Origin of the sequence: Qaidamihabitans albus (assembly GCF_016464705.1) — a bacterium.
GTDB lineage: Bacteria > Actinomycetota > Actinomycetes > Mycobacteriales > Pseudonocardiaceae > Qaidamihabitans > Qaidamihabitans albus.
In genome coordinates this window covers 1-25787 of the sequence record NZ_JAEHOB010000008.1, presented here as the reverse complement: position 1 = coordinate 25787, position 25787 = coordinate 1, and the positions used below count along the sequence as shown (strand labels likewise).

Annotated in this window: 23 protein-coding genes and 1 tRNA gene; 8 read left to right on the top strand and 16 right to left on the bottom strand. The window is 70.7% G+C overall.

All coding sequences use genetic code 11. The annotated features are described in order from the left end of the window. Positions 1-6: 6 nt before the first annotated feature. Positions 7-1662, bottom strand: a complete 1656-nt coding sequence (argS, locus tag JAP66_RS16925; RefSeq protein WP_199432731.1) for an arginine--tRNA ligase — start codon at positions 1660-1662, stop codon at positions 7-9. A 142-nt stretch (positions 1663-1804) separates the two neighbouring features. On the opposite strand from argS, the gene JAP66_RS16920 reads away from it, so the two are divergent. Together JAP66_RS16920 and JAP66_RS16915 are read left to right on the top strand one after the other, a co-directional pair. Then, entirely contained in the window at positions 1805-2647 is an 843-nt protein-coding gene (locus JAP66_RS16920) for a thioredoxin-like domain-containing protein (RefSeq protein WP_199432730.1), read from the top strand. A 6-nt stretch (positions 2648-2653) separates the two neighbouring features. Further along, positions 2654-3370: a DUF305 domain-containing protein gene (locus JAP66_RS16915; RefSeq protein WP_307849594.1), complete on the top strand. Its 717-nt coding sequence runs from the start codon at positions 2654-2656 to the stop codon at positions 3368-3370. Here JAP66_RS16915 and JAP66_RS16910 read toward each other — a convergent pair whose 3' ends face one another. Next, positions 3371-4294: a cation diffusion facilitator family transporter gene (locus tag JAP66_RS16910; RefSeq protein WP_199432729.1), complete on the bottom strand. Its 924-nt coding sequence runs from the start codon at positions 4292-4294 to the stop codon at positions 3371-3373. Between the two features lie 173 nt (positions 4295-4467). Here JAP66_RS16910 and JAP66_RS16905 point away from each other — a divergent pair, with 173 nt between their 5' ends. Further along, positions 4468-5919, top strand: a complete 1452-nt coding sequence (locus tag JAP66_RS16905) for a phytoene desaturase family protein (protein ID WP_307849593.1) — start codon at positions 4468-4470, stop codon at positions 5917-5919. A gap of 47 nt (positions 5920-5966) precedes the next feature. Then, a tRNA-Arg gene (locus JAP66_RS16900) sits at positions 5967-6039 on the top strand. A gap of 45 nt (positions 6040-6084) precedes the next feature. Here the strand turns inward: JAP66_RS16900 and JAP66_RS16895 are convergent. Genes JAP66_RS16895 through JAP66_RS16860 form a run of 8 tightly spaced genes read right to left on the bottom strand, consistent with a single transcriptional unit; the run spans position 6085 to position 13732 of the window. Then, the gene (locus JAP66_RS16895; RefSeq protein ID WP_199432728.1) at positions 6085-7095 is read right to left on the bottom strand and encodes an ABC transporter ATP-binding protein; all 1011 of its coding nucleotides are present in this window, start codon (positions 7093-7095) and stop codon (positions 6085-6087) included. Beyond that, on the bottom strand, positions 7064-8053 hold the full coding sequence (locus JAP66_RS16890) for an ABC transporter ATP-binding protein (RefSeq protein WP_199432727.1): 990 nt from the start codon (positions 8051-8053) through the stop codon (positions 7064-7066). The genes JAP66_RS16895 and JAP66_RS16890 overlap by 32 nt, the downstream gene beginning before the upstream one ends. Beyond that, positions 8050-8880 carry an ABC transporter permease gene (locus JAP66_RS16885; protein ID WP_199432726.1) on the bottom strand — a complete coding sequence of 277 codons (831 nt, stop codon included), beginning with the start codon at positions 8878-8880 and terminating at the stop codon, positions 8050-8052. Before JAP66_RS16885 ends, JAP66_RS16890 begins: the two co-directional genes overlap by 4 nt. Beyond that, positions 8877-9803, bottom strand: coding sequence for an ABC transporter permease (locus JAP66_RS16880; protein ID WP_199432725.1), 927 nt, complete (start codon positions 9801-9803; stop codon positions 8877-8879). The genes JAP66_RS16885 and JAP66_RS16880 overlap by 4 nt, the downstream gene beginning before the upstream one ends. A 26-nt stretch (positions 9804-9829) precedes the next feature. Beyond that, positions 9830-10876, bottom strand: a complete 1047-nt coding sequence (locus tag JAP66_RS16875) for a LacI family DNA-binding transcriptional regulator (RefSeq protein WP_199432724.1) — start codon at positions 10874-10876, stop codon at positions 9830-9832. 11 nt (positions 10877-10887) lie between these two features. After that, positions 10888-12405, bottom strand: a complete 1518-nt coding sequence (locus tag JAP66_RS16870) for an ABC transporter substrate-binding protein (protein WP_199432723.1) — start codon at positions 12403-12405, stop codon at positions 10888-10890. A 15-nt stretch (positions 12406-12420) separates the two neighbouring features. Next, on the bottom strand, positions 12421-12756 hold the full coding sequence (locus JAP66_RS16865) for a hypothetical protein (RefSeq protein ID WP_199432722.1): 336 nt from the start codon (positions 12754-12756) through the stop codon (positions 12421-12423). Positions 12757-12766: 10 nt separating this feature from the next. Then, complete coding sequence (locus tag JAP66_RS16860; RefSeq protein WP_199432721.1) at positions 12767-13732, bottom strand: DUF6772 family protein; 966 nt, start codon at positions 13730-13732, stop codon at positions 12767-12769. A 349-nt stretch (positions 13733-14081) separates the two neighbouring features. Between JAP66_RS16860 and JAP66_RS16855 the strand changes: the two genes are divergently transcribed. Next, the gene (locus JAP66_RS16855) at positions 14082-15269 is read left to right on the top strand and encodes a phospholipase D-like domain-containing protein (protein WP_199432720.1); all 1188 of its coding nucleotides are present in this window, start codon (positions 14082-14084) and stop codon (positions 15267-15269) included. A 150-nt stretch (positions 15270-15419) separates the two neighbouring features. Here the strand turns inward: JAP66_RS16855 and JAP66_RS16850 are convergent, their stop codons facing one another. Further along, positions 15420-16538 carry an MFS transporter gene (locus JAP66_RS16850; protein ID WP_268963251.1) on the bottom strand — a complete coding sequence of 373 codons (1119 nt, stop codon included), beginning with the start codon at positions 16536-16538 and terminating at the stop codon, positions 15420-15422. A 152-nt stretch (positions 16539-16690) separates the two neighbouring features. On the opposite strand from JAP66_RS16850, the gene JAP66_RS16845 reads away from it, so the two are divergent. Then, positions 16691-17068 carry a nitroreductase family deazaflavin-dependent oxidoreductase gene (locus JAP66_RS16845; RefSeq protein WP_199432719.1) on the top strand — a complete coding sequence of 126 codons (378 nt, stop codon included), beginning with the start codon at positions 16691-16693 and terminating at the stop codon, positions 17066-17068. A gap of 9 nt (positions 17069-17077) precedes the next feature. Here the strand turns inward: JAP66_RS16845 and JAP66_RS16840 are convergent, their stop codons facing one another. From JAP66_RS16840 to JAP66_RS16820, 5 genes are read right to left on the bottom strand one after another with little or no spacing between them, the layout of a single operon-like run. Continuing rightward, positions 17078-18268 carry a CaiB/BaiF CoA transferase family protein gene (locus JAP66_RS16840; RefSeq protein ID WP_199432718.1) on the bottom strand — a complete coding sequence of 397 codons (1191 nt, stop codon included), beginning with the start codon at positions 18266-18268 and terminating at the stop codon, positions 17078-17080. Beyond that, on the bottom strand, positions 18268-19674 hold the full coding sequence (locus tag JAP66_RS16835; protein ID WP_199432717.1) for an aldehyde dehydrogenase family protein: 1407 nt from the start codon (positions 19672-19674) through the stop codon (positions 18268-18270). The genes JAP66_RS16840 and JAP66_RS16835 overlap by 1 nt, the downstream gene beginning before the upstream one ends. Continuing rightward, positions 19674-20090: a CoA-binding protein gene (locus JAP66_RS16830; RefSeq protein WP_199432716.1), complete on the bottom strand. Its 417-nt coding sequence runs from the start codon at positions 20088-20090 to the stop codon at positions 19674-19676. The genes JAP66_RS16835 and JAP66_RS16830 overlap by 1 nt, the downstream gene beginning before the upstream one ends. Before the next feature lie 24 nt (positions 20091-20114). Beyond that, positions 20115-21746 (bottom strand): thiamine pyrophosphate-binding protein, encoded by a 1632-nt coding sequence (locus JAP66_RS16825; RefSeq protein ID WP_199432715.1) that lies wholly within the window; start codon positions 21744-21746, stop codon positions 20115-20117. 44 nt (positions 21747-21790) lie between these two features. Then, positions 21791-22792 (bottom strand): glutathione S-transferase family protein, encoded by a 1002-nt coding sequence (locus JAP66_RS16820; RefSeq protein ID WP_199432714.1) that lies wholly within the window; start codon positions 22790-22792, stop codon positions 21791-21793. A 110-nt stretch (positions 22793-22902) separates the two neighbouring features. Between JAP66_RS16820 and JAP66_RS16815 the strand changes: the two genes are divergently transcribed. Further along, complete coding sequence (locus tag JAP66_RS16815; RefSeq protein WP_199432713.1) at positions 22903-24267, top strand: WS/DGAT/MGAT family O-acyltransferase; 1365 nt, start codon at positions 22903-22905, stop codon at positions 24265-24267. A gap of 270 nt (positions 24268-24537) precedes the next feature. Then, positions 24538-25770, top strand: coding sequence for an MFS transporter (locus tag JAP66_RS16810; RefSeq protein WP_199432712.1), 1233 nt, complete (start codon positions 24538-24540; stop codon positions 25768-25770). The last annotated feature ends 17 nt before the right edge of the window (positions 25771-25787 follow it).

The following is a 25787-nucleotide window of genomic DNA, read 5'->3' as shown; positions in this document are numbered from 1 at the left end:
TGATTACTACATCCGTTCCGGGGCCGACACCCCGAGCAGGGACAGTCCGTTGGCGAGCACCTGCCGAGCCGCCTCGCACAGGGCGAGACGCGCATGGGTGAGCGGAGTCGCCTCCTCGTCACCCTGCGGGAGCACGCGCGCCACGTCGTAGAACTTGTGGTATGCCGACGCGAGCGACTCGAGGTAACGGGCGACGCGGTGCGGTTCGCGCAGCTCGGCCGCCTTCCTCAGAACGGTCGGGAACTCGCCGATCGTGCGGATCAGGTCGCCTTCCCTTGGGTGCGTGAGCAGGCCGAAATCGGCGTCGGCCCGCGTCTGGAGCCGCAGTTGCGCCGCGTTGCGCTGCAACGAAGCCAGCCGGGCGTGCGCGTACTGCACGTAGTAGACGGGGTTCTCGTTGGTGTGCTTGCGCAGCAGGTCCAGGTCGACGTCCAGCGTCGAGTCGACCGAGTAGCGCGTCAGCTCGTAGCGCGCCGCGTCGACGCCAACGGCCTCGACCAGATCCTCCATGGTCACGACGGTGCCCGCGCGCTTGCTCATCCGCACCGGCCTGCCCGCGCTGACCAGGTTGACCATCTGGCCGATCAGCACCTCGACCACGTCGGGATGCTCGCCCATCGCGGCGGCCGCGGCCTTGAGCCTGGCGATGTAGCCGTGGTGGTCGGCGCCGAGCATGTAGATGCACAGGTCGAACCCGCGGTCGAGCTTGTCGCGCAGGTACGCGATGTCGGCCGCGATGTAGGCGGGCGCGCCGTCCCGCTTGATGACCACCCGGTCCTTGTCGTCCCCGAAGTCGGTGGAGCGCAGCCACCAGGCGTCGTCGGCGAGGTAGAGGCTCCCGGACTCCTTGAGGCCCTCGACCGCGGTGTCGACGGCACCCGAACCGTGCAGCGAGTCCTCGTGGAAGTACACGTCGAACACGGTGCCGAACTCGTGCAGGCTCTTCCTGATCTCGGTGAACATCAGGTCGACGCCGATCCGGCGGAAGGTCTCGCGCCGCTCGTCCTCCGGCTTCGACAGCACGCTCGGCTCGGCGCGGATCACCGCGGCCGCGATGTCGTCGATGTAGGCACCCGCGTAGCCGTCCTCGGGCGTCGGCTCGTCCTGCGCCGCCGCGAGCAGCGAGTTGACGAACCGGTCGATCTGGGCCCCGGCGTCGTTGAAGTAGTACTCGCGGGTGACCTCGGCGCCCTGCGCCTGCAGCAGCCGGCCGAGCGCGTCGCCGACCGCGGCCCAGCGCGTGCCGCCGAGATGGATCGGGCCGGTCGGGTTGGCCGAGACGAACTCGAGGTTGATCTTGCGCCCGGCGAGGATGTCGCCCCTGCCGTAGCCGTCACCGGCGGCCAGGACCTTGCGCACCAGGTCACCCTGGGCGTCGGCGGCGAGCCGCAGGTTGAGAAAGCCGGGGCCGGCGACCTCTGCGGCGGCCACCTCGGGCGCCGAGGAGATCTGCTCGGCCAATGCCTCGGCCAGTTCCCGGGGCACGAGCCCTACTTTCTTCGCTACCTGCAGTGCCAGGTTGGTCGCGTAGTCTCCGTGCTCGGGGTTGCGCGGTCGCTCGATCGTCACCGGGTCCGGCAACACGCTGTGGTCGAGGCCACGCGCGGTCAGCACCTGCACGGCGGCCGAACGAACGAGGTCGGCAAGAGCGGCGGGAGTCACCAGGCGAGTGTACGGCCGGAGGTGGCGACGGTAAGTGACCACCTGCCGGGCGGCACGTGGGCGTTGACACCGAGCAGACACGCGCTCCCTACACTCGGAGCAGGCACGACCACGTCCTCACGTCCGACGAAACGCGGGAGCCATGGCTAGCGGCACGAACAAAAAAGGCGCAGGCAGGAAAGGCGCAGGCAAGAACCGTGCCGTCAAGGCGGCCCGCGGCTCGGTGGTCGCCAAGAAGCACACCCCCTGGGGCACGATCATCGCGGTCATCGCGATCCTGGCGCTGGCGGGCGGTGTCTTCGGCTACTACTGGATGGCCTCCGCCGACCAGCGCGAGCAGCGCAGCCGTGAGGAGGCGGCGGCCGCGTTCGCCCCGAGCGAGCAGAACCCGGATCCCTCCAAGCAGCTGGAAGGCATCACCATCAAGCAGTACGAGGGCGGTGCCCACGTGAAGCCGAACGAGCGGGTCGCCTACGACCAGACCCCGCCGTTCGGCGGGCCGCACGACGGCTACTGGGCGGCGTGCAGTGGCATCACCTACCCCCAGCCCGTCCGCACCGAGAACATGGTGCACTCGCTCGAACACGGCGCGGTGTGGATCGCCTACAACCCGGAGCGGGTCAAGGGTGAGGCGCTGGAGAAGCTCAAGGTCAGGGTGGACGGCAAGCCGTACACGATGATGTCGCCCTACCCCGGTCTCCAGGCGCCGATCTCGCTGCAGTCGTGGGGCCACCAGCTCACCGTGGAGAGCGCGGAGGACGAGCGGATCGACCAGTTCATCGCGGCGCTGCGGCGCAACCCGAACACCTATCCCGAGGTCGGCGCCTCCTGTGACGCGCTCGGCCAGGGCATGTTCGACCCGGACAACCCGCCGCCGTTCGACCCCTCGCCGCCCGGCCCGGACGCCAAGCCGATGGACTACCAAGGCTCCGAGGACGCGCAACAGATGGGCGAACAGCCGGCTCCGCAGACCCCTGAGGGCTGATCTCCGGTGAGCACGGAGACCGAGACGTCCCAGCCGGAGGAGGCGCCCGAGCGGCCCACGTGGTCCCGGGTGCTGGTCTTCGGCGCGGGCACCCTCGCCGTCCTGCTGATCGGCGCCACGATCGGGATGCTGCTCACCGGAGCGACCAGCGAGGAGCCCGTGCCCACGCCGGGTGCCGACTCGGTGGCGGTCGGCTTCGCGCAGGACATGTCGGTGCATCACGAGCAGGCCGTCACGATGGCCAACTGGGCGCGCGACCACAGCACCGATCCGGCGATCAGGCAGCTGGCCTTCGACATGGCCAGCACGCAGCTCGAACAGATCGGCCGGATGAAGGGCTGGCTCATGTTGTGGGGGCAGCCCGAGCAGCCGATCGGCGACTACATGACCTGGATGTCGGGCGCCGGAGGACACGCGCACCAGCACAGCGCGCCGAGCGGTGGGGCCACCGCAGGTGACGCGCCGATGCCGGGCATGGCGACGACGGAGGAACTCGCGGAGATGCGGTCGCGCTCCGGCGAGGAGCTGGATGTCACCTTCCTCCGGCTGATGCTGCGACACCATCAGGGCGGCACCGACATGGCGCAGTACGCCGTCGATCACGCGTCGGTGCCCGCCGTGCGCACGCTGGCCGACAGCATGCTCAGGTCGCAGGGCGCGGAGATGGACCTGATGCGGCGGCTGCTCGCCGAGCGGGATGCGCAGCCGCTGCCGTTCCCCTGATCACCACGACAGCTCGTCACAGCGGCGAGCCGACTCACGCGGTTCCACCTGCAGCGTGGCGTGCTCGATCGAGTAGTCCCGCGCGAGCAGTGCCTGCGCCGAGGACAGGACGTCGGACGAGTCGGCCTCCGGCGCGATCGTCAGGTGTGCGGACGCGACCTCCATACCCGAGGTGAGCGTCCAGACGTGCAGGTCGTGCACGTCCTCGACGCCGGGCAACGTGTTGAGCTCGCCGCTGAGCCTCGCGACGTCCACCCCGTGCGGAGCGTGCTGGAACAGGATCCGCAGCGCGCGGCGGGCCAGCATGACGGTCCTCGGCAGCACGAAAACGGCGATCGCGACACCGGCGATCGGGTCCGCGTACCGCCACCCGGTCGTCAGGGTGACGGCGGCGCTGATGAGCACGCCGACCGAGCCGATCATGTCGGCGAGCACTTCCAGGTAGGCGCCGCGGACGTTCAGGCTCTCCTTGGCACCGCCGCGCAGGAGCAGGAACGACACGAGGTTGGCGAGCAGTCCGGCGGCGGCGACGAGCAGTACCGGCAGCCCGGGCACCCGCGGTGGGTCCGCGATCCGGTCGATCGCCTCGTAAAGGACGTAACCGGCGACGCCGAACAGCAGCACGGCGTTGGCGAGCGCGGCCAGCACCTCCCCGCGGTACATGCCGAACGTGCGGCTGAAGGTGGGCCCGCTGCGCCGGGCCAGCAGGATCGCCAGCAGCGCGAGCCCGACGCCGAGCACGTCGGTGAACATGTGCGCGGCGTCGGAGAGCAGGGCAAGGGAGGACGTCGCGAGGGCGACCACGAACTGCAGCACCATGAACACGGCGCCGATGGCGAACGCGGCCGCCAGCCTGCGCACGTAGCGGCCCGACGCGCTACCGGACGACGGCCGCACGTGCCCGTGTCCGTGTCCGTGACCCATCGCCATGCCTCCCTCGATCGCTCGCCCGAGGAACATATAGTGACATGCGCATAGCTGCAATACAGGTGAGGCTTGCCTGACATCACACGGTACTCGGCGCGCGCCGCAGGCCCATCCCTCGACCGGGCTTTCCCCGCTGCCGGGACGGCAAACGGGCGCGTAGCGTCGGAGTCGTGGATGTCGCCATCGTCGGAACGGGACCGAACGGGCTGGCCGCGGGAGTCATCCTCGCGCGGGCGGGGCTGTCGGTGCGGATGTACGAGGCCGGGGACACGATCGGCGGCGGACTGCGCTCGCGAGCGCTGTTCGACGACGAGATCGTGCACGACCTCTGCTCGGCGGTGCACCCGATGGGCGCCGCCGCCCGGTTCTTCCGCGAGTTCGACCTTGGCGCGCGTGGTGTGGACATGCTGCAACCGGAGGCGAGCTACGCACACCCGTTCCCCGACGGCCCCGCGGGCGTCGCCTACCACAGCCTGGACCGCACCTGTGCGGAGCTCGGCGCGGACGGCCCGCGCTGGCGCCGCCTGATGGCACCGCTGCTGGAGCACAGCCGGGCCATCGTCGACCTCTTCCTGTCCGACCAGCGGCGGTTGCCGAACGACCCGCTGGTGCCGCTACTGCTCGGTAGCCGCACGCTCGCGCACGGCACGCCGCTGGCCACGCGCCGGTTCTCCGGCCGCACGGCGCCGGGGCTGCTGGCGGGCGTCGCCGCCCACTCGCTCGGACCGCTGCCCAGCCTGCCCGGCGCGGCCGTGGCGATGCTGCTCGGCCATCTCGCGCACGGCAGCGGCTGGCGCCTGCCGCGGGGCGGCAGCCAGCGCATCGCCGACGCGATGGCGGCCGACATCACCGCGCACGGCGGCGTGCTGCACACCGCGGCCCCCGTCGAGGACCTGCGCGAACTGGCCGGGGCGAAGGCCGTGGTGCTGAACGTCAGCCCGAAGGTGCTGCTGCGACTGGCCGGGTCGCTGCTCCCGGCGCGCTACCGGGAACGGCTCGCCGCGTGGCGCTACGGTCCGGCCGCCGCGAAGGTCGACTTCCTCGTCTCCGAGCCGATCCCGTGGGCCGATCCGGAGGTCGGCAAGGCGGGCACCGTGCATCTCGGGGAGGACCAGCGGGACATCTTCGCCCATGAGACCGCCGTGTCCAGGGGGGTCACCGTCGCGCACCCGTTCACGCTGGTGGTCGACCCGGCGGTGGCGGACCCGGCCCGTGCCCGGCCGGGCAAGCGGCCGGTCTGGGCCTACTGCCACGTGCCCAACGGCGACCGGAGCGACCCGGCCGAGCGGGTGCAGGCCCGGATCGAGCGCTACGCCCCGGGCTTCGGCGACACGGTGCTCGCCCGCCGCGGCGTCCCCGCCGCCGAACTGGAGGAGTACAACCCGAACTACGCGGGCGGCGACATCGCGGGCGGGGCCGTCACCCTGCCGCAGATGCTGTTCCGGCCGACGCCGCGCTGGCACCCGTACCGGACGCCGCTGAGCGGGGTCTACCTGTGCTCCGCGTCGACGCCGCCGGGACCGAGCGTGCACGGCATGGCGGGCTACTACGCGGCGGCCGACGTCCTCCGCCGGGAGTTCGGCATCCGCGACCTGCCGTCGCTGAAGCCGGACCACCGGTGAGGCCCCGGGAGGCGATGCGCTAAGCTGCACGGGTCGCAACGCGATGGGCCCTCGTAGCTCAGTGGATAGAGCACCGCCCTCCGGAGGCGGGTGTCGCAGGTTCGAATCCTGCCGAGGGCGCCCAAGCTTGACCTCGCCCGCCCCTCGTGAGTGCGCACGCGAGTTCTAACTCGTGTGCGCACTCACGAGGGGGCCGGCGTAGTGGCAGGCGGCGGGATGACCGGTGCCACGGTCGGTCAGCGCGGGTTCCTCGGTGCGGCAACGATCCCGCGTCATCCAGCAGCGCGGATGGAAGCGGCAGCCCGAGGGCGGGTCCAATGGCGACGGCGCGTCGCCGTGCAGCAGGATCTCCTCGCTCTCCTGCTCGCGCCAGTCCTCGACGCTCGGCGCGGCGGACAGCAGCGCCTGCGTGTACGGGTGCGCCGGGCTTTCGTAGATCCGTTCGGTCTCCCCGGTCTCCACGATCGTGCCCAGGTGCATCACCGCGACCCGGTCGGCGAACTGACGCACGACGCCGAGATCGTGCGTGATGAACAGGTACGCGACACCGAGCTCCTCCTGCAACCGCTTGAGCAGCGCGAGGATCTGCGCCTGGATCGACACGTCCAGCGCGGAGACCGCCTCGTCGCAGACGATGAGCCGAGGCCGCACCGACAGTGCCCTGGCGATGCAGATCCGCTGCCGCTGCCCACCGGAGAACTGGTGCGGATACCGGGAGGCGTGGCCGGGGTTGAGCCCGACCCGTTCCAGCAACCCGGCCACCTCGGCGTCCCACCGCTCCCGCTCGACGATGCCGGGATGGATCCGCCACGCCTCGGTGATCAGCTCCCGGACCGTCATCCGCGGGTTGAGCGAGGCGTACGGGTCCTGGAACACGAGCTGCACCTGCCGCCGCATGGCCCGCAGCTCCCGGCGGCTCATCCCGGTCACATCGGCTCCGTCGAAGCGCACCTCGCCGGAGCTTGGCCGGAGCAGGCTCAGCACCGTCCGGGCGACCGTGGACTTGCCGCACCCCGACTCGCCGACGAGGCACAGCGTCTCCCCCGCCCCGACCGAAAGACTCACTCCGGCGACCGCGTGGACGTCCCGCCGCCTGCCGAACAGTCCTTGCCGCAGCCGGTAGCCGGCGACCAGGTCGACGAGCTCAAGCACCGGCGTGGTCGACTGCCGCTCCACGGGCGAGCACCTCCTCCGCGTAGTGACACGCGCTGGCCCGGCCGGGGGCGACCTGGCGCAGCGTGGGTTCCTCGGTCCGGCACCGCTCCCGCGCGAACGGGCAGCGGGGATGGAACGTGCAGCCGCCGGGCAGCGACGACAGGTCCGGCGGGTAGCCGTCGATCGGCCGCACCTGCCTGCCGCCGTCGCGGGCCGAAGGGCTCGCGGCCATCAGGCCGAGCGTGTACGGGTGCGCGGGCGCGGGATAGACGTCGGCGACGGTGCCCGACTCGACCGCCTGCCCCGCGTACATCACCACCACCGACTGCGCGGTCCGGGCCACCACCCCGAGATCGTGGCTGATGATGATCATCGCCAGCCCGTCGCGCTGCAGCCGGCGCAGCAGCCGGAGGATCTGCGCCTGCACGGTGACGTCCAGCGCCGTGGTGGGCTCGTCCGCGATGAGCAGCCTCGGCCGCAGGGCCAGCGCGATCGCGATCATCACCCGCTGGCGCATCCCCCCGGAGAACTCGTGCGGGTAGGCGTCAGCGCGCCGGGCGGCGTCCGGGATGCCGACCTCGGTCATGGCCTCGATCGCCTGCCGCTTCGCCTGCTCCCGGCCGAACCCGCGGCGGCGACGGTACATCTCCCCGACCTGGTAACCGACGGTCAGCGCAGGGTTCAGCGCGCTCAGCGGGTCCTGGAAGATCATCGCCAGCTCCTCGCCACGCAGCCGGCGCAGCTCGTCGGCTTCGAGGGCGAGCAGGTCCTGGCCGTCCCAGCGGACGCTGCCCGCCGCGACCCGTGCCTGCGCGGGAAGCAGTCCGAGCACGGCCAGCGAGCTGAGACTCTTGCCGCTGCCGGACTCGCCGACGATCGCCAGCGTCTGCCCTTCGTCGACGCTGAAGGAGACGCCGCGAACCGCCCGCACGCCGCCGAACGCGACCGCCAGCCCGGAGACCTCGAGCAGCGCGCTCATCGGACCACCGCCTTCGCCGGATCGGCACCTTCCCGCGCCGCGTCACCCAGCAGCCCGATGCAGATCACCACCAGGGTCAGCGCGAGCCCCGGAATCGCCGCGATCCACCACGCCGAGGCCAGGTAGTCGCGGCCGTTGGCGATCGTCGATCCCCACGACGCCTGGTCGATGGGCACGCCGAGGCCGAGAAAGCTCAGCGCCGCCTCGGCGACCATCGTCAGTCCCACCTGGACGGTCGCCGCGACCAGCAACGGCTGTACGCAGGAAGGGTAGATGTAGCGCGCCATGATGCGCAGGTCGCCTGCCCCCATCACCCGCGCCGAGTCGACGAACTCCCGGCCGCGCGTCGACAGCGCCGAACCGCGCACGACCCTGGCGAAGATCACCCAGCGAGTAACCGCAAGCGCGATGATCACGTTGGTGAGGCTCGGCCCGAGGGCACCCGCGAGCAGAATCGCCAGCAGGATGCTGGGGAACGCGAGCTGCATGTCGCCGATCCGGGAGATGATCGTGTCCAGCCATCCGCCGTAGTAGCCCGCGAGCAGTCCGAGCGCGAGCCCGAGCAGCCCGGCGACCACCACCACGGTCACCGCCACCAGCAGCGAGACGCGCGAGCCGGCGACCACCTGGGCGAGCACGTCCCGGCCGAGCTGATCGGTGCCCAGCGGCGCGAACGCGCCGTCGGAGCGGGTGCTGCCCGGCGGCAGCAGCCGGTCGGCCACCCCGGTGGACACGCTGTCGTACGGAATCAGCAGCGGTCCGAACACGGCGACGAGCACGAACAGCGCCAGCACTCCGGCTGCGAACCTGGCGGCCTTCGACTTCATACGGTCTCCAGCGTGATTCTCGGGTCGAGATAGAAGTAGAGGACGTCGACAAGCAGGTTGAGTCCGATGTAGAACACGGCGATCAGGACGATCGCCGCCTCGGCGACGGCGTAGTCCCGGTTGACGATGGACTCGACCATCAGCGAGCCGATGCCGGGCCACGCGAACACCTGCTCGATGATCACCGCGTCGGCGATGAAGTTGCCGAGTACGAGGCCGAGCACCGTCACCACGGGGGTGAGCGTGTTGCGCAGCACGTGGACGTTGAAGACCACGCGCTCGGACAACCCCTTGGACCGGGCGGTGCGGACGTAGTCCTTGCCCAGCTCCTCCAGCGTGCCGTTGCGGACCAGCCGCGCGAGCCAGCCGAGGAACGGCAGCGCGAGCGTGAACGCGGGCAGCACCAGTGCCTGTGGCGTGCCGTCCGCGGTACCGGGCAGGATGTCCAGCATCCGCGAGAAGATCAGCACGAGCATGATGCCGACCCAGAACGACGGCAGCGCCTGGCCGGTCAGCGAGAGGTAGGACACGAGCCGGTCGACAAGCTGTCCGGTGTGCCTTGCGGCGTGCACTCCCAGCGGGAAGCCGATGAGCAGCGTCAGCACCAGTGCGTACCCGGCCAGCGTGAGGGTGGCGGGCAGTCGCTCCACGACACCCGCGAACGCGTCGCCACCGAGACGCCACGACTCGCCGAAGTCCAGCCGCACGACCTCACCGAGGTGGCGCACGTACTGCACCGGCAGCGGGTCGCTCAGGCCCATCTCCTGCCGCAGTGCCTCGAGCTCCTCCGGCGTGGCCTGGCTGCCCAGGATGAGCGACGCCGGGTCGCCCGGGATGACCCGCAGCACCAGAAACACGATGGTGATGGCGCCGAAGATCAGGAATGCCGACTGCCATAGCCGGCGTGCCACGTAGATGATCACGTCACTGTGCTCTCTCGGTGCTTGGTTCAGGCCCGGCTGGAGGCGCGCTCGACGAGTTCCGAGCGCAGCCGCCGCTTCTCCGTGGGCTCCTGGTCGTCACGGCCCTTCACGCGCCGCAGCAGCAGATCAACGGCCGTGGTCCCGATGTCCGCGGCGGGCAGCCGGACGGTGGTCAGCGGGGGATTGAGGTACGCGGCGAACGGATGGTCACCGAACCCGCCGACGAGCACGTCGCCGGGGACCCGCAGGCCGGCCTCGTTCAGCGCCCGGTAGACGCCGAGCGCGAAGTAGTCGTTGCCGACCATGATCGCGTCCGGCAGGTCACCGCCGTGCACGATCTCCTGCGCGAGCCGGTAGGCGTCGGCCGGTTCCCACGGCAGGGCAAGGGATTCCCGGCGCCGGGTGGGGACCGAGAGCACCGGGTCGGCGCCGGGCGCGATGCCGGAGTCGGCCAGCGCCCGGCGAAAGCCCGCCGTGCGGTCCGCGACCGGCGAGATCGGCAGGTCCTCCTCCAGCAGGCACAACCTGCGCGCGCCGCCGTCGATCAGGTGCCGGGCGGCCTCGTACGCGCCGTGCTCGTAGTCGACGCCGATGAAGTCGAGATCCAGCGCGGGGAAGTCACGGTTGAGGCAGACCAGTGGCACCCCGGACTCGTTGAGCCGGTCCCAGTGCTCGCCGTCGCCCTGCACCGGCACGACCAGCGCGCCGTCGACCCCCCACCGCAGGAGGGTCTCCGCCGCGGCCTGGTCGCCCTCCGGGCTCTCCTCGGTGACCAGCAGCATGAGCGAGTACCCGTGCACGCGGCCGCGCTGCTCGATCGTGCTGATGAGCTGGGCGTAGAACGGGTTCGACGGGTTGGTGATGACCAGGCCGAGGGTCATCGCCGAGCCGAGCACGAGGGAGCGGGCCATCGAGTTGGGGACGTAACCGAGGCGGTCGGCCTCGGCCTTGATCCGCGCGCGGGTCTCCTCGCCGACGCTGTCCTTTCCGGTCAGCGCCCGGGACACCGTGTTGACCGACACCCCGAGCGACCTCGCGATGTCCTTCAACGTCACCCGTCGTGACTCGACCATGGATCGCTCCCTCAGGTGGCCAGCGTGACGCCGCGCAGGTCGGGCTGGTTGCTCGGCGCAGGCTCGAAACCGTCGATGGTGTCGCGCAGACCGTAGGTGCTGATCAGCGCGGCCGGGAAGATGCCGACCGCATCCTCCCAGATGATCTTGCAGGCCCGGCTGTAGAGCTCGCTGCGCCGGTCACGGTCCGAGTTCTCGTGGGCCTGCCGCAGGATCGTGTCGAGCTCCGGGTTGCGGTAGCCCATCCGGTCGGCCTCGGAGTCGTACAGCCTGCCGAGGGTGAAGTCGGCGTCGCCCGTGGTCACGGTGTTGGTCTGCAGGTCCATGTCGAACTCCTTGGCGTTGAGCCGCCGCAGCCACTCGGCCTTCTCCAGGCTCTGCGGCTCGACGGTCACACCGATCTTTGCCCAGTCGGAGATCATCGCCTGGGCGAGCCCGTCCGCGAGCGGCCCGGTGTCGCCGAACCACATCAGCGACGTGCGGAACCCGTCGCCGAGGCCCGCCTCGGCGAGCTCGCGCGCGGCCGCGTCGGGATCGTAGGCGTAGGGCTCCTGCGGGGCGTGGCCGAACACCGTCGAAGGGACCGGCGCCGTCATGACCTCGGCACCGGCGCCGAAGAGGTTCTTCACGATCCCGGCGACGTCCACCGCCCGCCACATGGCCCTGCGCACCCGCGGGTCGGTGAACGGCTCGCGCCCGCAGTTGAACCAGTTGAAGTAGTAGACGTAGCTGGGCACCGTCTCCAGCCGGATGCCGTCCACACCCTCCAGTTCACGGAGCTGGTCCGGCGGAACCGGCCACAGGATGCTGAGGTCGCCGGTGCGCAGCGCGGTGATCTGGCTGGAGGTCTCCGGAATGTAGGGCAGGGTCACCTTGGCGAGCTTCGGCTTGCCGTTCCAGTAGTCGACCGCGACCAGCTCCAGCTCGTCGGAGGGCGTGAACGACTCGACGCGGAAAGGCCCACTGCCGATCGGCTTGCGGAAGAACCCCTCACTGTCCATTTTGTCGGCGGGCAGGATGAACATCAGCGTCAGGTTCACGGGCATCGTGCCCAGCGGCTGCTCGGTGGTGATGCGCAGCGCGTGGTCGCCCGTCGCCTCGACCGAGGACACCGATGTCCACAGCGCGGACTGCGCGGTGCCGGCTTCCTTGACGCGTTCGAGCGATGCCTTGACGTCGCGTGCGGTGAGCGGGGTGCCATCGTGGAACGTGACGTCGTCGCGCAGGGTGAAGACCCAGGTCGTCGGGTCCGTCTGCTCCCACGACGTGGCGACGCCCGGTTCGAGCTTGTCGCCGTTGCGTCTGATCAGCGTGTCGTAGATGAGCCGTCCGGCCAGCAGCGTGCTCTCGTCGACGCTGCTCGGCCCGTGCGGGTCGAGGTCGTTGATCGGCTGGGCGAACGCGGCCCGCAGTGCCTGCTCGGCGGCGTTGCGGTCACCGCCACCGACACTGCACGCGGCGAGATAGGCGCTCGCGAGGCCGATGCTGCTGATCTTGAGGAAGCTTCGCCGGTTGTACGTGGTCACCATGTGTCTCTCCTATGCTCAGCTCTTGAGCGTGAGGTAGATCAGAACCTTGACCGAGCCTTCGTCTCCCTCGACGGATCCCCTGACCCGCAGCCACTGCCCGAACTCCCGCACCGGCCAGGACACCATTCCCTCCCCCTCGGCGACCTGCGGAGGATCCCCGGCGTCGCACCAGTGCAGGCCGTCCGGGGAGATCTGCGTGGTGAGCACCAGCTTGGTGTCCGGGCTGGACGACCTGAGCACCTGCACGAACCAGCGTGCCTCGGTGGCCCAGCCTGCCTCGTACGGCTCGGTGGCGAACTCCCCTTCGAGGATCCGGTAACGCTCGAGTACCGCGGCTTGCGACTGTCGCATGTAGACCTACCTACCAATCCACCGAGACGAGGACCGAGTCCAGGAAGAGGAAGTTCCTGACATTGGTGTGCGTGCGCGTGCTGACGTAGAAGTTGAGCAGGTTGTCGAGCGCGTCGTAGCGCTCCGCGTATGCGGGCACGGGTACGTCTCGCATGTCGAAGACCTGGTCGTTGACCTGCAGCTCCACGTTGCGCTGCAGTTCGGTGTCGATCTGCCAGCGCAGGTAGTGCCAGTTGACCTTGGTCGGAACCTCGTTGTAGCAGAAGGACTGCGGTTCGCCGAAATACCGCCAGTCGTCCGGGTTCGGCGCGGTGAAGTCGTCGGTGCGGCCCAGTTTCGCCTTGCCCTCGAGGTGTTCGCGAGGGGTTGGCTCGGGCACGACCGGGTACATCCAGCGCCGGGTGAACCGGTTGTCGAGATCGGTGTTCTGGTATCGCGCGACGCAGTGGTAGCGAACGCCGCGGTCGTCGCAGATGTCGGTGGCGACGGTGAACGCCCCGAACTGCTGCTCGGAGGGGTGGATGTTGCCGTCCCACTCCCCGGCGCCGGCCTGGTTCGCCGCCCCGTTCTCGGCCGAGGCCGCCTCGGCCTTGTAGGTGAAGTAGGTCTCGAACTGCACCCGGCCCTTCTTCGCCATGGTCAGCCTTCGGATGGCCACCGCGGTGTGCCCGGCGATCGGGCGGGTGGCGACCTTGAGCGCGTAGGTCCCGCTCATCGCGCCGTGCGTGCCGACGTCGAAGAACGTGCAGGAGCTCAGTTGCGGCGGGCGGAAGTCCCGCATGTGGTCGTCGACGGTGTCGAGGTTGCCCTCGCCGTCGTGGTTGCCGATCAGCTCGGTCCAGCCGTGCGTGCCCGAGTCGAACTGGTCGAACACGAGGATGCGGGACAGCGGGTTGAAACGGGACAGCGCCGGGTCGGCGTCGAGCATCGCCCGCCGCAGGTGGCCGGCAAGGGCCGCGTCATCGGTCTTACCCAAGGTCTCATGCTCCTAAGGAGAAGGCGCACTCAGATGAACGTTAACGTGAGCGCTAATTGAAGTCGCATGAACGTTAACTTGCCGCCGCATCCGAGTCAACGGTCGCGCCAGGCGAAATGGCCACGCCCTTCGTTTCACCTGGCGAACCTTGACAGCGCCAGATCGTGACAAGTAACGTCTGGTCGCCGCCTACATTAACGTTAACTTTAACGTTAATGTGACGAGCTCGGCTCGGTGGCGAAGCTCTTCCACAACGACGGTCTCCTGATCGGCCGCTGACCTTCACCGGTTGTTGGTGCTCCGTTATCGGCTCCCGGGCAACGTGGCCCCGGACGGAAGGAAACGATCAATGCGTGTCAAGTCAGTCCTGTTGCCGCTGTCGTCGCTGTTGACCGCCGCGCTCGCGATGGCGATCGTCTCGGCGCCTGCCGGTGGTGCCACGGCGGCGGAGAGCGTGCGGCCGTGCCGCGACGCCCCGGTAACCCCGGTGACCACCGGCGCCGTGTTCAACGACCCGGCCGCCGGCGATCCGACCGCGATCGTGCGGCGGATCTGCGATCTCGTGCACCAGGCGCCGAGCGGTTCCCGGATCCGCATCGCCCACTTCGTCATCTCCGGCGACGCCGGTATGGACTTCGCGAACGAGCTCATCGACGCGCACCGGCGAGGCGTGGACGTGCAACTCGTACTCGACGGCTGGCAGGTCGACAACCCCGCGGTGCACGCGCTGCGTGACGAGATCGGCACCGACGAGACGCGGCGCTCCTGGCTGCACGTCTGCACGGGTCTCTCCCCGGAGGGCAACACCGCGGCGTGCATCGGGAACAAGGGGCAGCACAACAAGTTCTACCTGTTCTCGCGCACCGGCGGCAGGTCCGATGTGGTCGTCCAGTCCTCGGCCAACTTCACGGACCTCAACTCGTCGACGTACTGGAACAACGCGACGACGTTCGTCGGCAACACCCGCCTCTTCCAGGCGTACGGCTCGTACTTCGAGGACCTGGCCGCGGAACGGCGGACGAGCGACTACTACCGCGAGGTGACGACCGGCATGCGGGGCGGCGCGGTGACTGCGTACTTCTTCCCGAGGGCGGAAGGCGACCCGATCGTCGAGAATCTGGCCAAGGTCGGCTGCGCAGGCGGCACCACCGTCCGTATCGGTATGTCCGAATGGGACACCTACCGGATCGCCATCGCGGAGCGGATCGCGGAGCTCGCCGGTGAGGGCTGCTCGGTCGCCGTCGTGCACGGCAAGCTGGACGCCGAGGTCCGGGAGGTCCTTTCGGCCGGTCCGGACATCGAGCTGTACGAGCTCGACGACGCCCGCGCGCTGCCCGGCCGCATCCACTCGAAGTACCTGCTCGTCGAGGGTGAGTTCGACGGCGACCGGAATGCCAGGCGGGTCTTCACCGGCAGCCCGAACTTCAACCAGACTTCCCTGCGGCGCAACGACGAGGCGATGATCCAGACCAACATCGGGAAGCTGTACGACCAGTACCGCGCGAACTTCGCGACGATGTCCGCGGCGGCCGGATAAGCCCGCGAGTCCCCCGCTCCAGCCCACGAGTTCTGCATCCAGGCCCGCGGGTTGCACGTTGAGGGCCGCCGGACGGGCAACTCGCAGGTTCAGGCGGGCAACTCGCCGGCTCGAGGGCACAACTCGCGGGTCCAGGCGGGGAACTCGCGGTCACGTCGGCAGTACCGGCCGGTTGCCCTCGCGCGCCCCGGCCGGCTCGGAACCCGGCCGGGGCGCGCGAAGGGCGTACGGCAGCGCGGCGGCCACCAGCAACACCAGCGTGGCCGCCGCGAGCACCGCCCCGAGCACCCACGCGGCGTAGACGACGAAGACGGCCAGGTCGGTCGCCAGCCCGGCCACGGAGGTCACCGTCGCCCTGGCGGGCCCTTCGATGCGGTCCTGCAGCCGCGCGTCGGCAACGACGAGAACCATCCGGTAGAGGCCGTAGAACACGGCGACACCGGCCAGCCCGGCCGGATGTGCCGCGAGTCCCGTACCCGCCAGCAGCAGGGCTCCGGCGCCGAGCGTCAGGCCGAGCGCGACCGGGCCAAGCCGGCCGGCACGACCACCGAGTGCCGCCCCGACGGCTCCGGCGAACGGGATCGCCACCATCGCCAGCGGGATCACCCCCGTGGCGACGCCCCAGTCCTGCGCGAGCAGCGGGAAGTACTCCTCCAGTGCGTCCAGCCCGGTCAGCAGCGCCACGGCGAGCACCGCCCGGCGCACCACCGGACGCACGAAGGCCTGGGCAACTCCGGCACGCAACGTCGGCAGGTAGCCCGTGTCCGGCTCCTCGCCTGCCGAGCGCGGCGGCTCGGGCAGCCGCGACGCCAGCGCGGCGGCGCCGAGGCAGGTCGCCACGCTGACCCAGCCGACCAGCTCGTAGTCGCCGAGTGAGAACAGCACGGTCGCCGCGGCGGCGGCAGGCAGCTGCGCGAGCAGGCCCACGGCCTCCACCTGCCCGTACACGTGTGCGTAGTGCCGCTGCGCGCCGTGCGCGACGAGGCCGTCGTACAGCAGCGCCTGCAGGGCTCCGGACACGAACGAACCGCCGAGTCCCCACAGCACGAAGCCGGCCGCGAACGCGGGGAAACCGGGCAGTGCGACCCAGAGCGCGTAACCGGCCGCCTGCAGCAACCCGGCGACGACCAGCGAAGTCCGGCGGGAGAAGCGGTCGGCGAGCGCACCGGTGGGAATCTCGGCGACGATGCCGACCACCGACCACAGCGCGAACAGCGCCGAGATCTCGGCATGCGAAAGGCCGGTGTCGGCGAACAGCAGCGCGTACAGCGGGTAGATCGGAACGCTGTCCGCGAGCAGGGCCCAGCCGAGCGTCAGCCGGACGAGCGGGCGGGCCTGGAGCGGGACAGTGCGTCAACGAAACGGCATGGCAACAGGCTAACTCGCTGCGGCGTGGTTGTCGCACGGTTATCGTGGTCGCCGTGGTGCTTCCCCGCCGACTGGCCCGGTTCAACCGGGTGGTGACCAACAGGATCACCCGGCCCTTCGCGGGCGCCCTGCCCGGATTCGGCGTCGTCACGCATCGCGGCCGCGGCTCCGGCCGCCTCTACCGGACCCCGGTCAACGTCTTCCGCACGCGGGACGGCTACGTCGTGCCGCTGACGTACGGCCCGGACGCCGACTGGGTCCGGAACGTGGTGGCCGCGGGCGGTTGCGACCTCCGGACCCGCGGCGGCAGCGTACGGCTCACCGAGCCCCGCGTCGTGCGCGACGAGGCCCGGCGGGCCATGCCGCCCGGCGTCCGCGACGTCCTGAACCTGGTCGACGTCGGCCACTTCCTGTTCCTGACTCGTGAGTGAGCACACGAGTTAGAACTCGTGTCCGCACTCACGAGTCAGCTCCGCGATCTCCTGGTCCGAGTAGCCGAGTTCGGCGAGCACCTCGTGTGTGTGCTGGCCGAGGGTCGGTGGCGCCGAGGTGGGCGCCACCGGGGTGGCCGAAGCCTTGACCGGGAAGCCCGTGCCGACATAGGTACCGATGCCCGGATGCGGCAGCCGCACCACCTGCTCCCGCTCCCGCGCCCACGCGTCCTCGTACACCTCGTCGATCGTGTTGATCGGCCCTGCGGGGATGCCCGCGGCGTCGAAGTCGGCCATCCACTCGTGCGCGGTCCGTGTGCGCAGCACCGCCGTGAGCCGCTCGTTGAGCTCCTCCCGGTGCGCCGCCCGCGCCGCGTTGCTCGCGAACCGGGGATCCTCCGCGATATCCAGCCCCAGCACCGCGCAGAACCGGCGCCACAGCTTCTCGCTGCCGATCGCCACGTTCAGCCAGCCGTCGGCGACCGGATACGCCTGGTACGGCACGATGCTCGGGTGCGCCGAGCCCATCCGCCGTGGCCGCGGCGCGTCGTAGAAGTGCGCCCCTGCCGCGTAGACGTGCCACGCCACCTGCGCGTCCAGCAGCGACACGTCGAGGTACTGCCCACGGCCGGTGCCGTGCCGCGCCTGCAACGCCATCAGCACCCCGATGATCGCCCACGTGCCCGCGTTGAGGTCGGCGACCGGCAGACCCACCTTCGCCGGCGGCCCGTCCGGCTCACCGGTCAGCCCCATCACGCCGCCCATGCCCTGCGCGACGAGGTCGTAACCCGCCCGGTCGCGGTAGGGACCGGTCTGGCCGAACCCGGTGATCGACACGTGGATCAGCCGCGGGTTCGACTCGGCGAGCCGCTCGTAGTCCAGGCCCCACTTCTCCAGCGTGCCGGGCCGGAAGTTCTCCACGAGCACGTCCGCCCCTGCGGCGAGCCTGCGCAGCGCCTCCCGGCCCCGCTCCGTCTTGAGGTCGAGCACGATGCCGCGCTTGTTCCGGTTCGCCGCGAGGAAGTACACGGCCTCGCCGGTCTCCCCGACGAACGGCGGACCCCAGCCACGCGTGTCGTCCCCGGACGGCGGTTCGACCTTGATCACGTCCGCGCCCATCTCGCCGAGGTACTGCGTGCAGTACGGCCCGGCGAGCACGCGCGAGAGATCGAGCACGCGGAGTCCGTCCAGCGGCCGCATCAGCGCTGGATGGCCTTCGTCTCCAGGAACTCCTCCACGCCGAACCGGCCGAGCTCGCGCCCGTTACCGGACTGCTTGTAGCCACCGAACGGCGCGAGCGGGTTGAACGCCCCGCCGTTGACGTCCACCTGCCCGGCCCGGAGCCGCCTGGCGACGGCGGTCGCGTGCTCGGTCTCGCCCGCCCACACCGCTCCGGCCAGCCCGTACGGGGTGTCGTTGGCGATCGCCACCGCCTCGTCCTCGGTGTCGTAGGTGAGCACCGAAAGCGCGGGACCGAAGATCTCCTCACGCGCGATCGTCATGTCCGGCGTCACGTCGGCGAACACCGTCGGCCGTACGTAGAAGCCCTTCTCCACGCCCTCCGGTGCGTCCGGTCCGCCGCAGACGAGCGTGGCACCCTCCGCGATGCCCTGCTCGATGTAGCCACGCACCCGGTCGCGCTGCGCCTCCGAGGCCATCGGCCCCAGCCGCGTGGCCGGGTCGCTCGGATCGCCGACGGTGAACTTCGCGACACCTGCCTTCAGCAGGTCGAGCACCTGATCCCGCTGGTCGCGGTGCACGATCATCCGGGTCAGCGCCGTGCACGTCTGCCCGCCGTTGAGGTAGGCGTTGTTCAGCCCCGCCTTGACCGCCTTCTCCACGTCGGCGCCGGGCAGGATCACGTTCGGCGACTTGCCGCCCAGCTCCAGCGCGATCCGCTTGATCGTGCCGGAGGCGACCTCGGAGACGCGTGCCCCGGCGCGCGCCGAGCCGGTGAACGACACCATGTCGACGTCCGGATGCGCGGCGATGGCCTCACCGACCACCGGTCCCGTGCCGCTGACCATGTTGAACACGCCCGGGGGCACGCCCGCCTCGTCGACGATCTCGGCGAAGAGGTACGCGGCCATCGGCGCGACCTCGCTCGGCTTGAGCACCACGGTGCAGCCCGCGGCCAGCGCGGGCGCCACCTTCGCGACGACCTGGTGCAGCGGGTAGTTCCACGGCGTGATCGCACCGACCACACCGATCGGCTCGCGCACGACGAGCGAGTTGCCGATCTCCTCGGGCCCGGGCAGCAGGGCCGGGTCGCGGAACGTGCCTGCCACCGTGATCGGCAGGCTCGCCTGCACCAGCTGCGCGATCTTGATCGGGCAGCCCATGTCGGCGCTGATCGCGGAGGCGATCTCGTCGCGCCGCCGTTCGAGCGCGTCCGCGATCTCGCCGACGTAGCCGCAGCGCTGCTCGGCCGGCGTCGCGGCCCAGCCGTCGAACGCCCCGCGGGCCGCGGCGACGGCGGCATCCACGTCCCGTGCCGACCCGGCGGGCACGGTGGCGATGACCTCCTCGGTGGCCGGATTGACCACGTCGATCCCGTCCGTGCCTGCCGACGGGATCCAGGCCCCGTCCACGTAGATGTCGCGCATCAGTCGTTGCTCTCCTTCCGGATTCCGGCGACCGCGCGCACGACCGCCACGCACCTGTCCTCGACGTAGTCCATGCCGGCCTCCGCCGCGATGGCGCGGGCCTCCGCCGACACGATGCCCTGCTGCAACCACAGCGCCTTCGCCCCGATGGCGGCGGCCTCGCGGGCCACGCTCGCCGCCTCCGCCGAGGGCCGGAACACGTCCACCAGGTCCACCGGCTCGGGAATGTCGGTGAGGCTGCGATACACGCGCTCGCCGAGCAGCGTGCCGGCCACCGGGTTCACCGGGATGATCCGGAACCCGGCCGCCTGCATCACCGCGGGCACCGAATGCGCCTCCTTGCCGGGGTCGCGGCTCAGCCCCACCACGGCGATCGTCGTGGCCTCCCGCAGGATCCGCTCAGGGGTGTCGTCCATCGGGTCATCCTCCGCTCGAACTGGTCATTTGCGGTACCACCGTGGCGAGGTGTTCAGCGGCGGGCTCAGCTCCGCGGTCACCACGAGCACGTTGGGTTCGTCGGCACGGGTGAACTCGCGGAGCAACCTGCGGAACGCGCGGCCGAACCCGTCGACCCGGTCGGCGTGCACGCCGAAGGACTTGGCGAGCCCCACGAAGTCCGGCGTCACGAGGTCCACCCCCCGGTGTGGCAACCCGGCGCGGGTCTGGTCGTAGCGAAGCATGCCGTAGCCCCCGTCGTCGACGATGACGACCGTGATCGGCAGGTTCTCCTGGATCGCCGTGGCGAGTTCCGCGCAGCCGTAGAGGAACCCGCCGTCACCGGTGATGCACACCGCCCGCCCCGAGCCGGCCGCGGCGACGCCCAGCGAGGCCGGGAAGCCGAAGCCGAGCGTGCCCCAGCCCATCGGGTAGGCGAGCTTGCGTGGAGCGGCGATGCGGTGGAAGCCACCGACCCAGTACCCGGCGACGCACATGTCGGACACCAGCACCGAGTTCTCCGGCAGCGTCTCCCCCAGCGCGGCGAGAAACTCCGCGGCCTGCGGCTCCTCCTTGCGGATCCGCCGCCGCACCCGGAGCTCGATCTCGTCGAGCCTGCGGCTCAGCGCGTTCAGCCCCGGCCGTTCCGGCAGGCCGTCGAGCAGCAATGCGGCGACCTCCCGCGCGTCTCCCCGCAACAGCAGGTCCGGCGGGTAGTTCTTGGCCGCGTCGGCGGCGTCGACGTTGATGGCGACGAGCTTCGGCGGCTGTGGCATCAGCCAGTTCTGCGTCATCAGGCCGTCGAAGTCGGTGCCGACGGCGAGCACGACGTCGGCCTCGTCCCACAGCACGCCGACCTCCGGCGCGTGCACCGGGTTGGACGCGAGACACGGATGGTCGGGCGGCACGAGGCCGCGAGCGGCGAAGGTGGTGACGATCGGAGCGGCCAGCCGCTCCGCGAGGTCGCCGAGGACGTCGCCAGCCGCTGAGCGCAGCGCACCCCCGCCCGCCCAGATGAGCGGCCGCTCGGCCGCCCCGAGCACGTCGCGCGCCCGGTCCAGGTCCTCGACGCCGAGCGCGGGGATGCTCTCGGTCGGCTCCGTCCCGGGCTGGTGGGCCACCTCCTCGTGCAGGAAGTCGGTCGGGATGCCGACGTACACCGGTCCGCTCTGCGGCTGTAGCGCCAGCCGGGTCGCGCGCACGAGCACCGGGGTGATCGTGTCGGGGTGGCCGACCGTGAAGCCCGCCTTGGTGACCGGCGCGAACATCGCCTGCTGGTCGCTGGTCTCGTGCAGCACGCCGCGCACCGTGCCGGGACGGCGCAGCGTGGACGGGATGTCGGTGGCGATGACGAGCACCGGCGACGCCGAGGCCATCGCCTCCCCGACCGCACCGAGTGTGTTCGCCGCACCGGGGCCGGTGGTCACCAGCGCGACCCCGAGCCTGCCGGTCGCGCGGGCGTAGCCGTCGGCTGCGTAGCCCGCCGCCTGCTCGTGCCGCACACCGACGAGCCGGATGCCCGAGGACGCGAGCGCCTCCCAGATCGGCAGGTTGTGCACCCCCGGCAGGCCGAAGACGACCTCCGCGCCGACCTCGGTCAGGACTTCGACGAGGCGCTGAGCTCCGGTCTGCGACACGGGGCGAGGATACGACCCGGCGCGGACGGTCCGTGACCGGGCGCTCACCACTGGGCGGGCAGGATCTCCGTGGCCGGCGGCGGGCCGGGCGGGGTGCCGTCGCCGAACGGCCGCCCACCGAGGTCCTCCCTGCCGTGCGGCGTCGCCCACCACGACAGGTCGGGTCCCTTCGGCACGATCCTGGTCGGGTTGACCTGCTCGTGCACCTGGTAGTAGTGCCGCTTGATGTGGTCGAAGTCGACCGTGTCGCCGAATCCGGGCGTCTGGAAGAGATCCCGGGCGTAGGCCCACAGCACCGGCATCTCGGCGAGCTTGTTGCGGTTGCACTTGAAGTGCCCGTGGTAGACGGCGTCGAAGCGCACCAGCGTGGTGAACAGCCGGATGTCGGCCTCGGTGATGGTGTCGCCGACCAGGTAGCGCTGGGTCTCCAGGCGCCGGGACAGCTCGTCGAGCCGGGCGAACAGGCGGTCGTACGCGTCCTCGTAGGCGGGTTGCTTGGTGGCGAAGCCCGCCTCGTACACGGCGGCGTTGACGTCGGCGTGCACGGCGCGGTTGACCTCGTCGATCTCCTCGCGCAGTGGCTCGGGGTAGAGGTCGGGCGCACCTTCGCGGTGGTGGGCCTTCCATTCGGTGGAGAGGTCCAGCGTGATCTGCGGGTAGTCGTTGGTGACCAGCCTGCCGCTGGGTACGTCCACGACGGCGGGCACGCTGATGCCGCCCGTGTAGTCGGGGTCGGCCTTGTAGTACGCCTCGCTCAGGTACTTGATGCCGAGCACCGGGTCCACGTCGCCCGGGTCGAGGGTGAACCGCCAGCTCCGCTCGTCCTGGATCGGATCGGCAACCGCCAGGGAGAGCACGTGCTCGAGGCCGAGCAGTCTGCGCACCACGAGGCCACGGCTCGCCCAGGGACAGGCGCGGCTCACGACGAGCCGGTAGCGGCCGGGCTCGACCGGCCAGCCGTCCCTGCCGTCGGCGGTGATGCGGGCGGCGAAGTGGTTCGGAGCCCGGTGGAACTCACCCGTCTCCGGATCGGTCGGGATCGTCATGTCACCGACGATAGTCGCGTTTCGCGCGACGGTCAGGGCGTCGCGAGGTGCGTAGACTCAGCCACTCGGCGTGCACACACAGCGCAGGCAGAGCGAGCGAGGTGAGGCTGATGCCAATGATGCCAGTGACGGACTCGATGTTCCTCCTCATCGAGACCCGGGAGCATCCGATGCACGTCGGCGGCCTCCAGCTGTTCACCAAGCCCGAGGGCGCGGGGCCCGACTACCTGAGCAAGCTGCGCCACGACATGCTGGAGAACACCGGCGTGCGCAGCCTGTTCCGGCGCCGCGTCGCCAAGCCGGTGAACACCATGGGCTACCTGGCGTGGACCGAGGACGACGACCTCGATCTGAACTACCACTTCCGGCACTCCGCGCTGCCGCAGCCGGGCCGGGTGCGGGAACTGCTCGAGCTGACGTCCCGCTGGCACAGCACACTGCTCGACCGGCACCGGCCGCTCTGGGAGATCCATCTCATCGAGGGTCTGCACGACGACCGCTTCGCGATGTACAGCAAGATGCACCACTCGGTGATGGACGGCGTGGCGGCGCTGCGGCATCTGCAGGGCATCCTCAGTGACGACCCCACGGCGATGGACTGCCCGCCGCCGTGGGGTTCGCGCAGGCCGCCGCGCGAACGCCGCAAGCCCGGTCCCGGGCAGCTGCTGCGCTCGGCGCGCGGCACGGTGAACCAGCTCGCGGGGCTGGCGCCCGCCGCGTTCAAGGTGGCCAACGAGGCGTTCCGCGAGCATGCGCTGACGCTGCCGCTGCAGGCGCCCAGGACCATGCTCAACGTGCCGATCGGCGGCGCCCGCCGGTTCGCCGCCCAGTCGTGGCCGCTGGAACGGGTACGCGGGGTGGCCACGGCCGCAGGCGTGTCCCGCAACGACGTGGTGCTGGCCATGTGCGCGGGCGCGCTGCGCGACTACCTGATCGAGCAGCGGGCGCTCCCGGACGCACCGCTGGTGGCGATGGTGCCGGTGTCGATGCGCAAGCGCTCCGACTCCGCCGACGCGGCGGGCAACCAGATCGGCGCGCTGCTGTGCAACCTCGGCACCGACCGGTCGTCGCCCGCCGAGCGGCTCGCGGTGATCGCCCGGTCGATGGCGGACGGCAAGCGGCTGTTCAAGGAGCTCTCGCCGCTGCAGATGCTCGCGCTGTCGGCCGTGAACGTGGCGACACTGGGCGGTTCGCCCCTGCCGGGCTTCGTGAACCACACCCGTCCGCCGTTCAACCTCGTCATCTCGAACGTGCCCGGCCCGCGCAAGCAGATGTACTGGAACGGGGCCCAGCTGGACGGGATCTACCCGGCGTCGGTGCTGCTGGACGGCCAGGCGCTCAACATCACGCTCACCAGCAGCGGCGACAGCCTCGACTTCGGCATCACCGGCTGCCGGCGCAGCGTGCCGCACCTGCAGCGCATCCTGACCCACCTCGACACATCGCTGGCCGAACTCGAGTACACCACCAGGTAGACGCGGATCAGGCGATGCCTCCGGGGCTGGCGCCCTGCACCTGCACGCCCTTGGCGGTGATCCAAGGCCGTATGCCTGCGCGGTGTCGAAGAAGTTGACGCCCGGTTCTCGGGCATGCCGGATCGCCGCAGCGGCCTCGTCGAACGAACCCGGTCCCCGCCGGGCGGCCACGTGCCGAAGCAGATCCGCCGGCCCGATAACCCGTTGACGACCGGCCGACCTGCGAGAACACTCCCCGCACATGGTCGAGGACACACGTCCGGGCAGGCGGTGAGCCCGCGGCTGCGGGAACCGCTGGGACATCGTGGTTTCCGTTGGCTGTTCTGCGGTCGCACATTCGCCGAGATCGGAAACGCCATCGCCCCGGTCGCGCTCGCGTTCGCGGTACTCGACCTGACCGGCTCGCTGGTGGATCTCGGTGTCGTCGTCGGGGCCAGGTCACTGGCGAGCGTGGTGCTGCTCCTGTTCGGCGGCGTGCTCGCCGACCGGCTGCCCCGGTCACTGATCCTCCAGGGCACCGAGATCGCCGCGACCCTGACGCAGGGCCTCATCGCCGCGAGCGTCCTGTGTGGATTCTCGTCGGTCCCGCTGCTGGTGGCGCTGAGCCTCGGCAACGGCGCGGTCGCCGCGATCTCGCTGCCCGCGGCCGCGGCACTCACCCCGCAGACCGTGCCCGCGGGCCTGCTCACCCAGGCCAACGCGCTGGTGCGGATGGGCTCGAACACCGGTCGCATCACCGGTGCCGCACTCGGCGGCGTCCTGGCGGCCGGAGCCGGACCCGGCTGGGCCATCGCCGTCAACGCCGGGATGTTCCTGCTCGCGGCCGTCGCCTACCGCGGTGTCGGAGCGGTGCGGCTGCCGCGGTCCGGCGGTGCGCGGCCCCTCGCCGACCTCGCCGAGGGCTGGCGGGAGTTCACCGCGCGGCGGTGGGTCTGGCTCGTGGTGGCGCAGTTCATGGTCGTCAACGCCGTGATCGCCGGCTGTGTCGTGGTCCTCGGCCCGGCGATCGCCGACGACACGATCGGCCGGGCGGGCTGGGGTTTCGTGCTCGCCGCCGAGACCACGGGCGCGTTCGCCGGTGGCGTGCTGGTCGCGCGCTGGCAGCCGCGCAGGGCACTGCGGATCGGCGTGGCGGTGACCCTGTTCGACGCCGTTCCGCTCGTCGTGCTCGCCGGGGCCCCGGCACTCGTGCCGCTGATCTTCGTGATGTTCTTCGCCGGGGTGGCGCTGGAGCAGTTCGTCGTCGCGTGGGACGTGTCGCTGCAGGAGAACATCCCCGCCGACCGGCTGGCCCGCGTCTACTCCTACGACATGCTCGGCTCGTACATCGCGCTGCCGGTGGGTGAGGTCGCCGCGGGCCCGCTCGCCGAGCACTTCGGCCGGGACGCCACGCTGCTCGGCGGCGCGGCGTTGATCGTGCTCGTCACGCTGTTGACCTTGCTGAGCCGTGACGTCCGCACGCTGGCTCGCAAGCCCGCAGCGACTGCTCCGTTGGTGTTGTAGCTGGCTACATTGCCGGT

Coding starts and splice junctions, on each gene's coding strand:
- JAP66_RS16815 (WP_199432713.1), top strand. CDS start 22,903: ATGCCAATGATGCCAGTGACGGACTCGATGTTCCTCCTCATCGAGACC.
- JAP66_RS16875 (WP_199432724.1), bottom strand. CDS start 10,876: ATGGTCGAGTCACGACGGGTGACGTTGAAGGACATCGCGAGGTCGCTC.
- JAP66_RS16835 (WP_199432717.1), bottom strand. CDS start 19,674: ATGCGCGACATCTACGTGGACGGGGCCTGGATCCCGTCGGCAGGCACG.
- JAP66_RS16910 (WP_199432729.1), bottom strand. CDS start 4,294: ATGGGTCACGGACACGGACACGGGCACGTGCGGCCGTCGTCCGGTAGC.
- JAP66_RS16865 (WP_199432722.1), bottom strand. CDS start 12,756: ATGCGACAGTCGCAAGCCGCGGTACTCGAGCGTTACCGGATCCTCGAA.
- JAP66_RS16855 (WP_199432720.1), top strand. CDS start 14,082: ATGCGTGTCAAGTCAGTCCTGTTGCCGCTGTCGTCGCTGTTGACCGCC.
- JAP66_RS16870 (WP_199432723.1), bottom strand. CDS start 12,405: ATGGTGACCACGTACAACCGGCGAAGCTTCCTCAAGATCAGCAGCATC.
- JAP66_RS16920 (WP_199432730.1), top strand. CDS start 1,805: ATGGCTAGCGGCACGAACAAAAAAGGCGCAGGCAGGAAAGGCGCAGGC.
- JAP66_RS16840 (WP_199432718.1), bottom strand. CDS start 18,268: ATGCGGCCGCTGGACGGACTCCGCGTGCTCGATCTCTCGCGCGTGCTC.
- JAP66_RS16830 (WP_199432716.1), bottom strand. CDS start 20,090: ATGGACGACACCCCTGAGCGGATCCTGCGGGAGGCCACGACGATCGCC.
- JAP66_RS16885 (WP_199432726.1), bottom strand. CDS start 8,880: ATGAAGTCGAAGGCCGCCAGGTTCGCAGCCGGAGTGCTGGCGCTGTTC.
- JAP66_RS16820 (WP_199432714.1), bottom strand. CDS start 22,792: ATGACGATCCCGACCGATCCGGAGACGGGTGAGTTCCACCGGGCTCCG.
- JAP66_RS16890 (WP_199432727.1), bottom strand. CDS start 8,053: ATGAGCGCGCTGCTCGAGGTCTCCGGGCTGGCGGTCGCGTTCGGCGGC.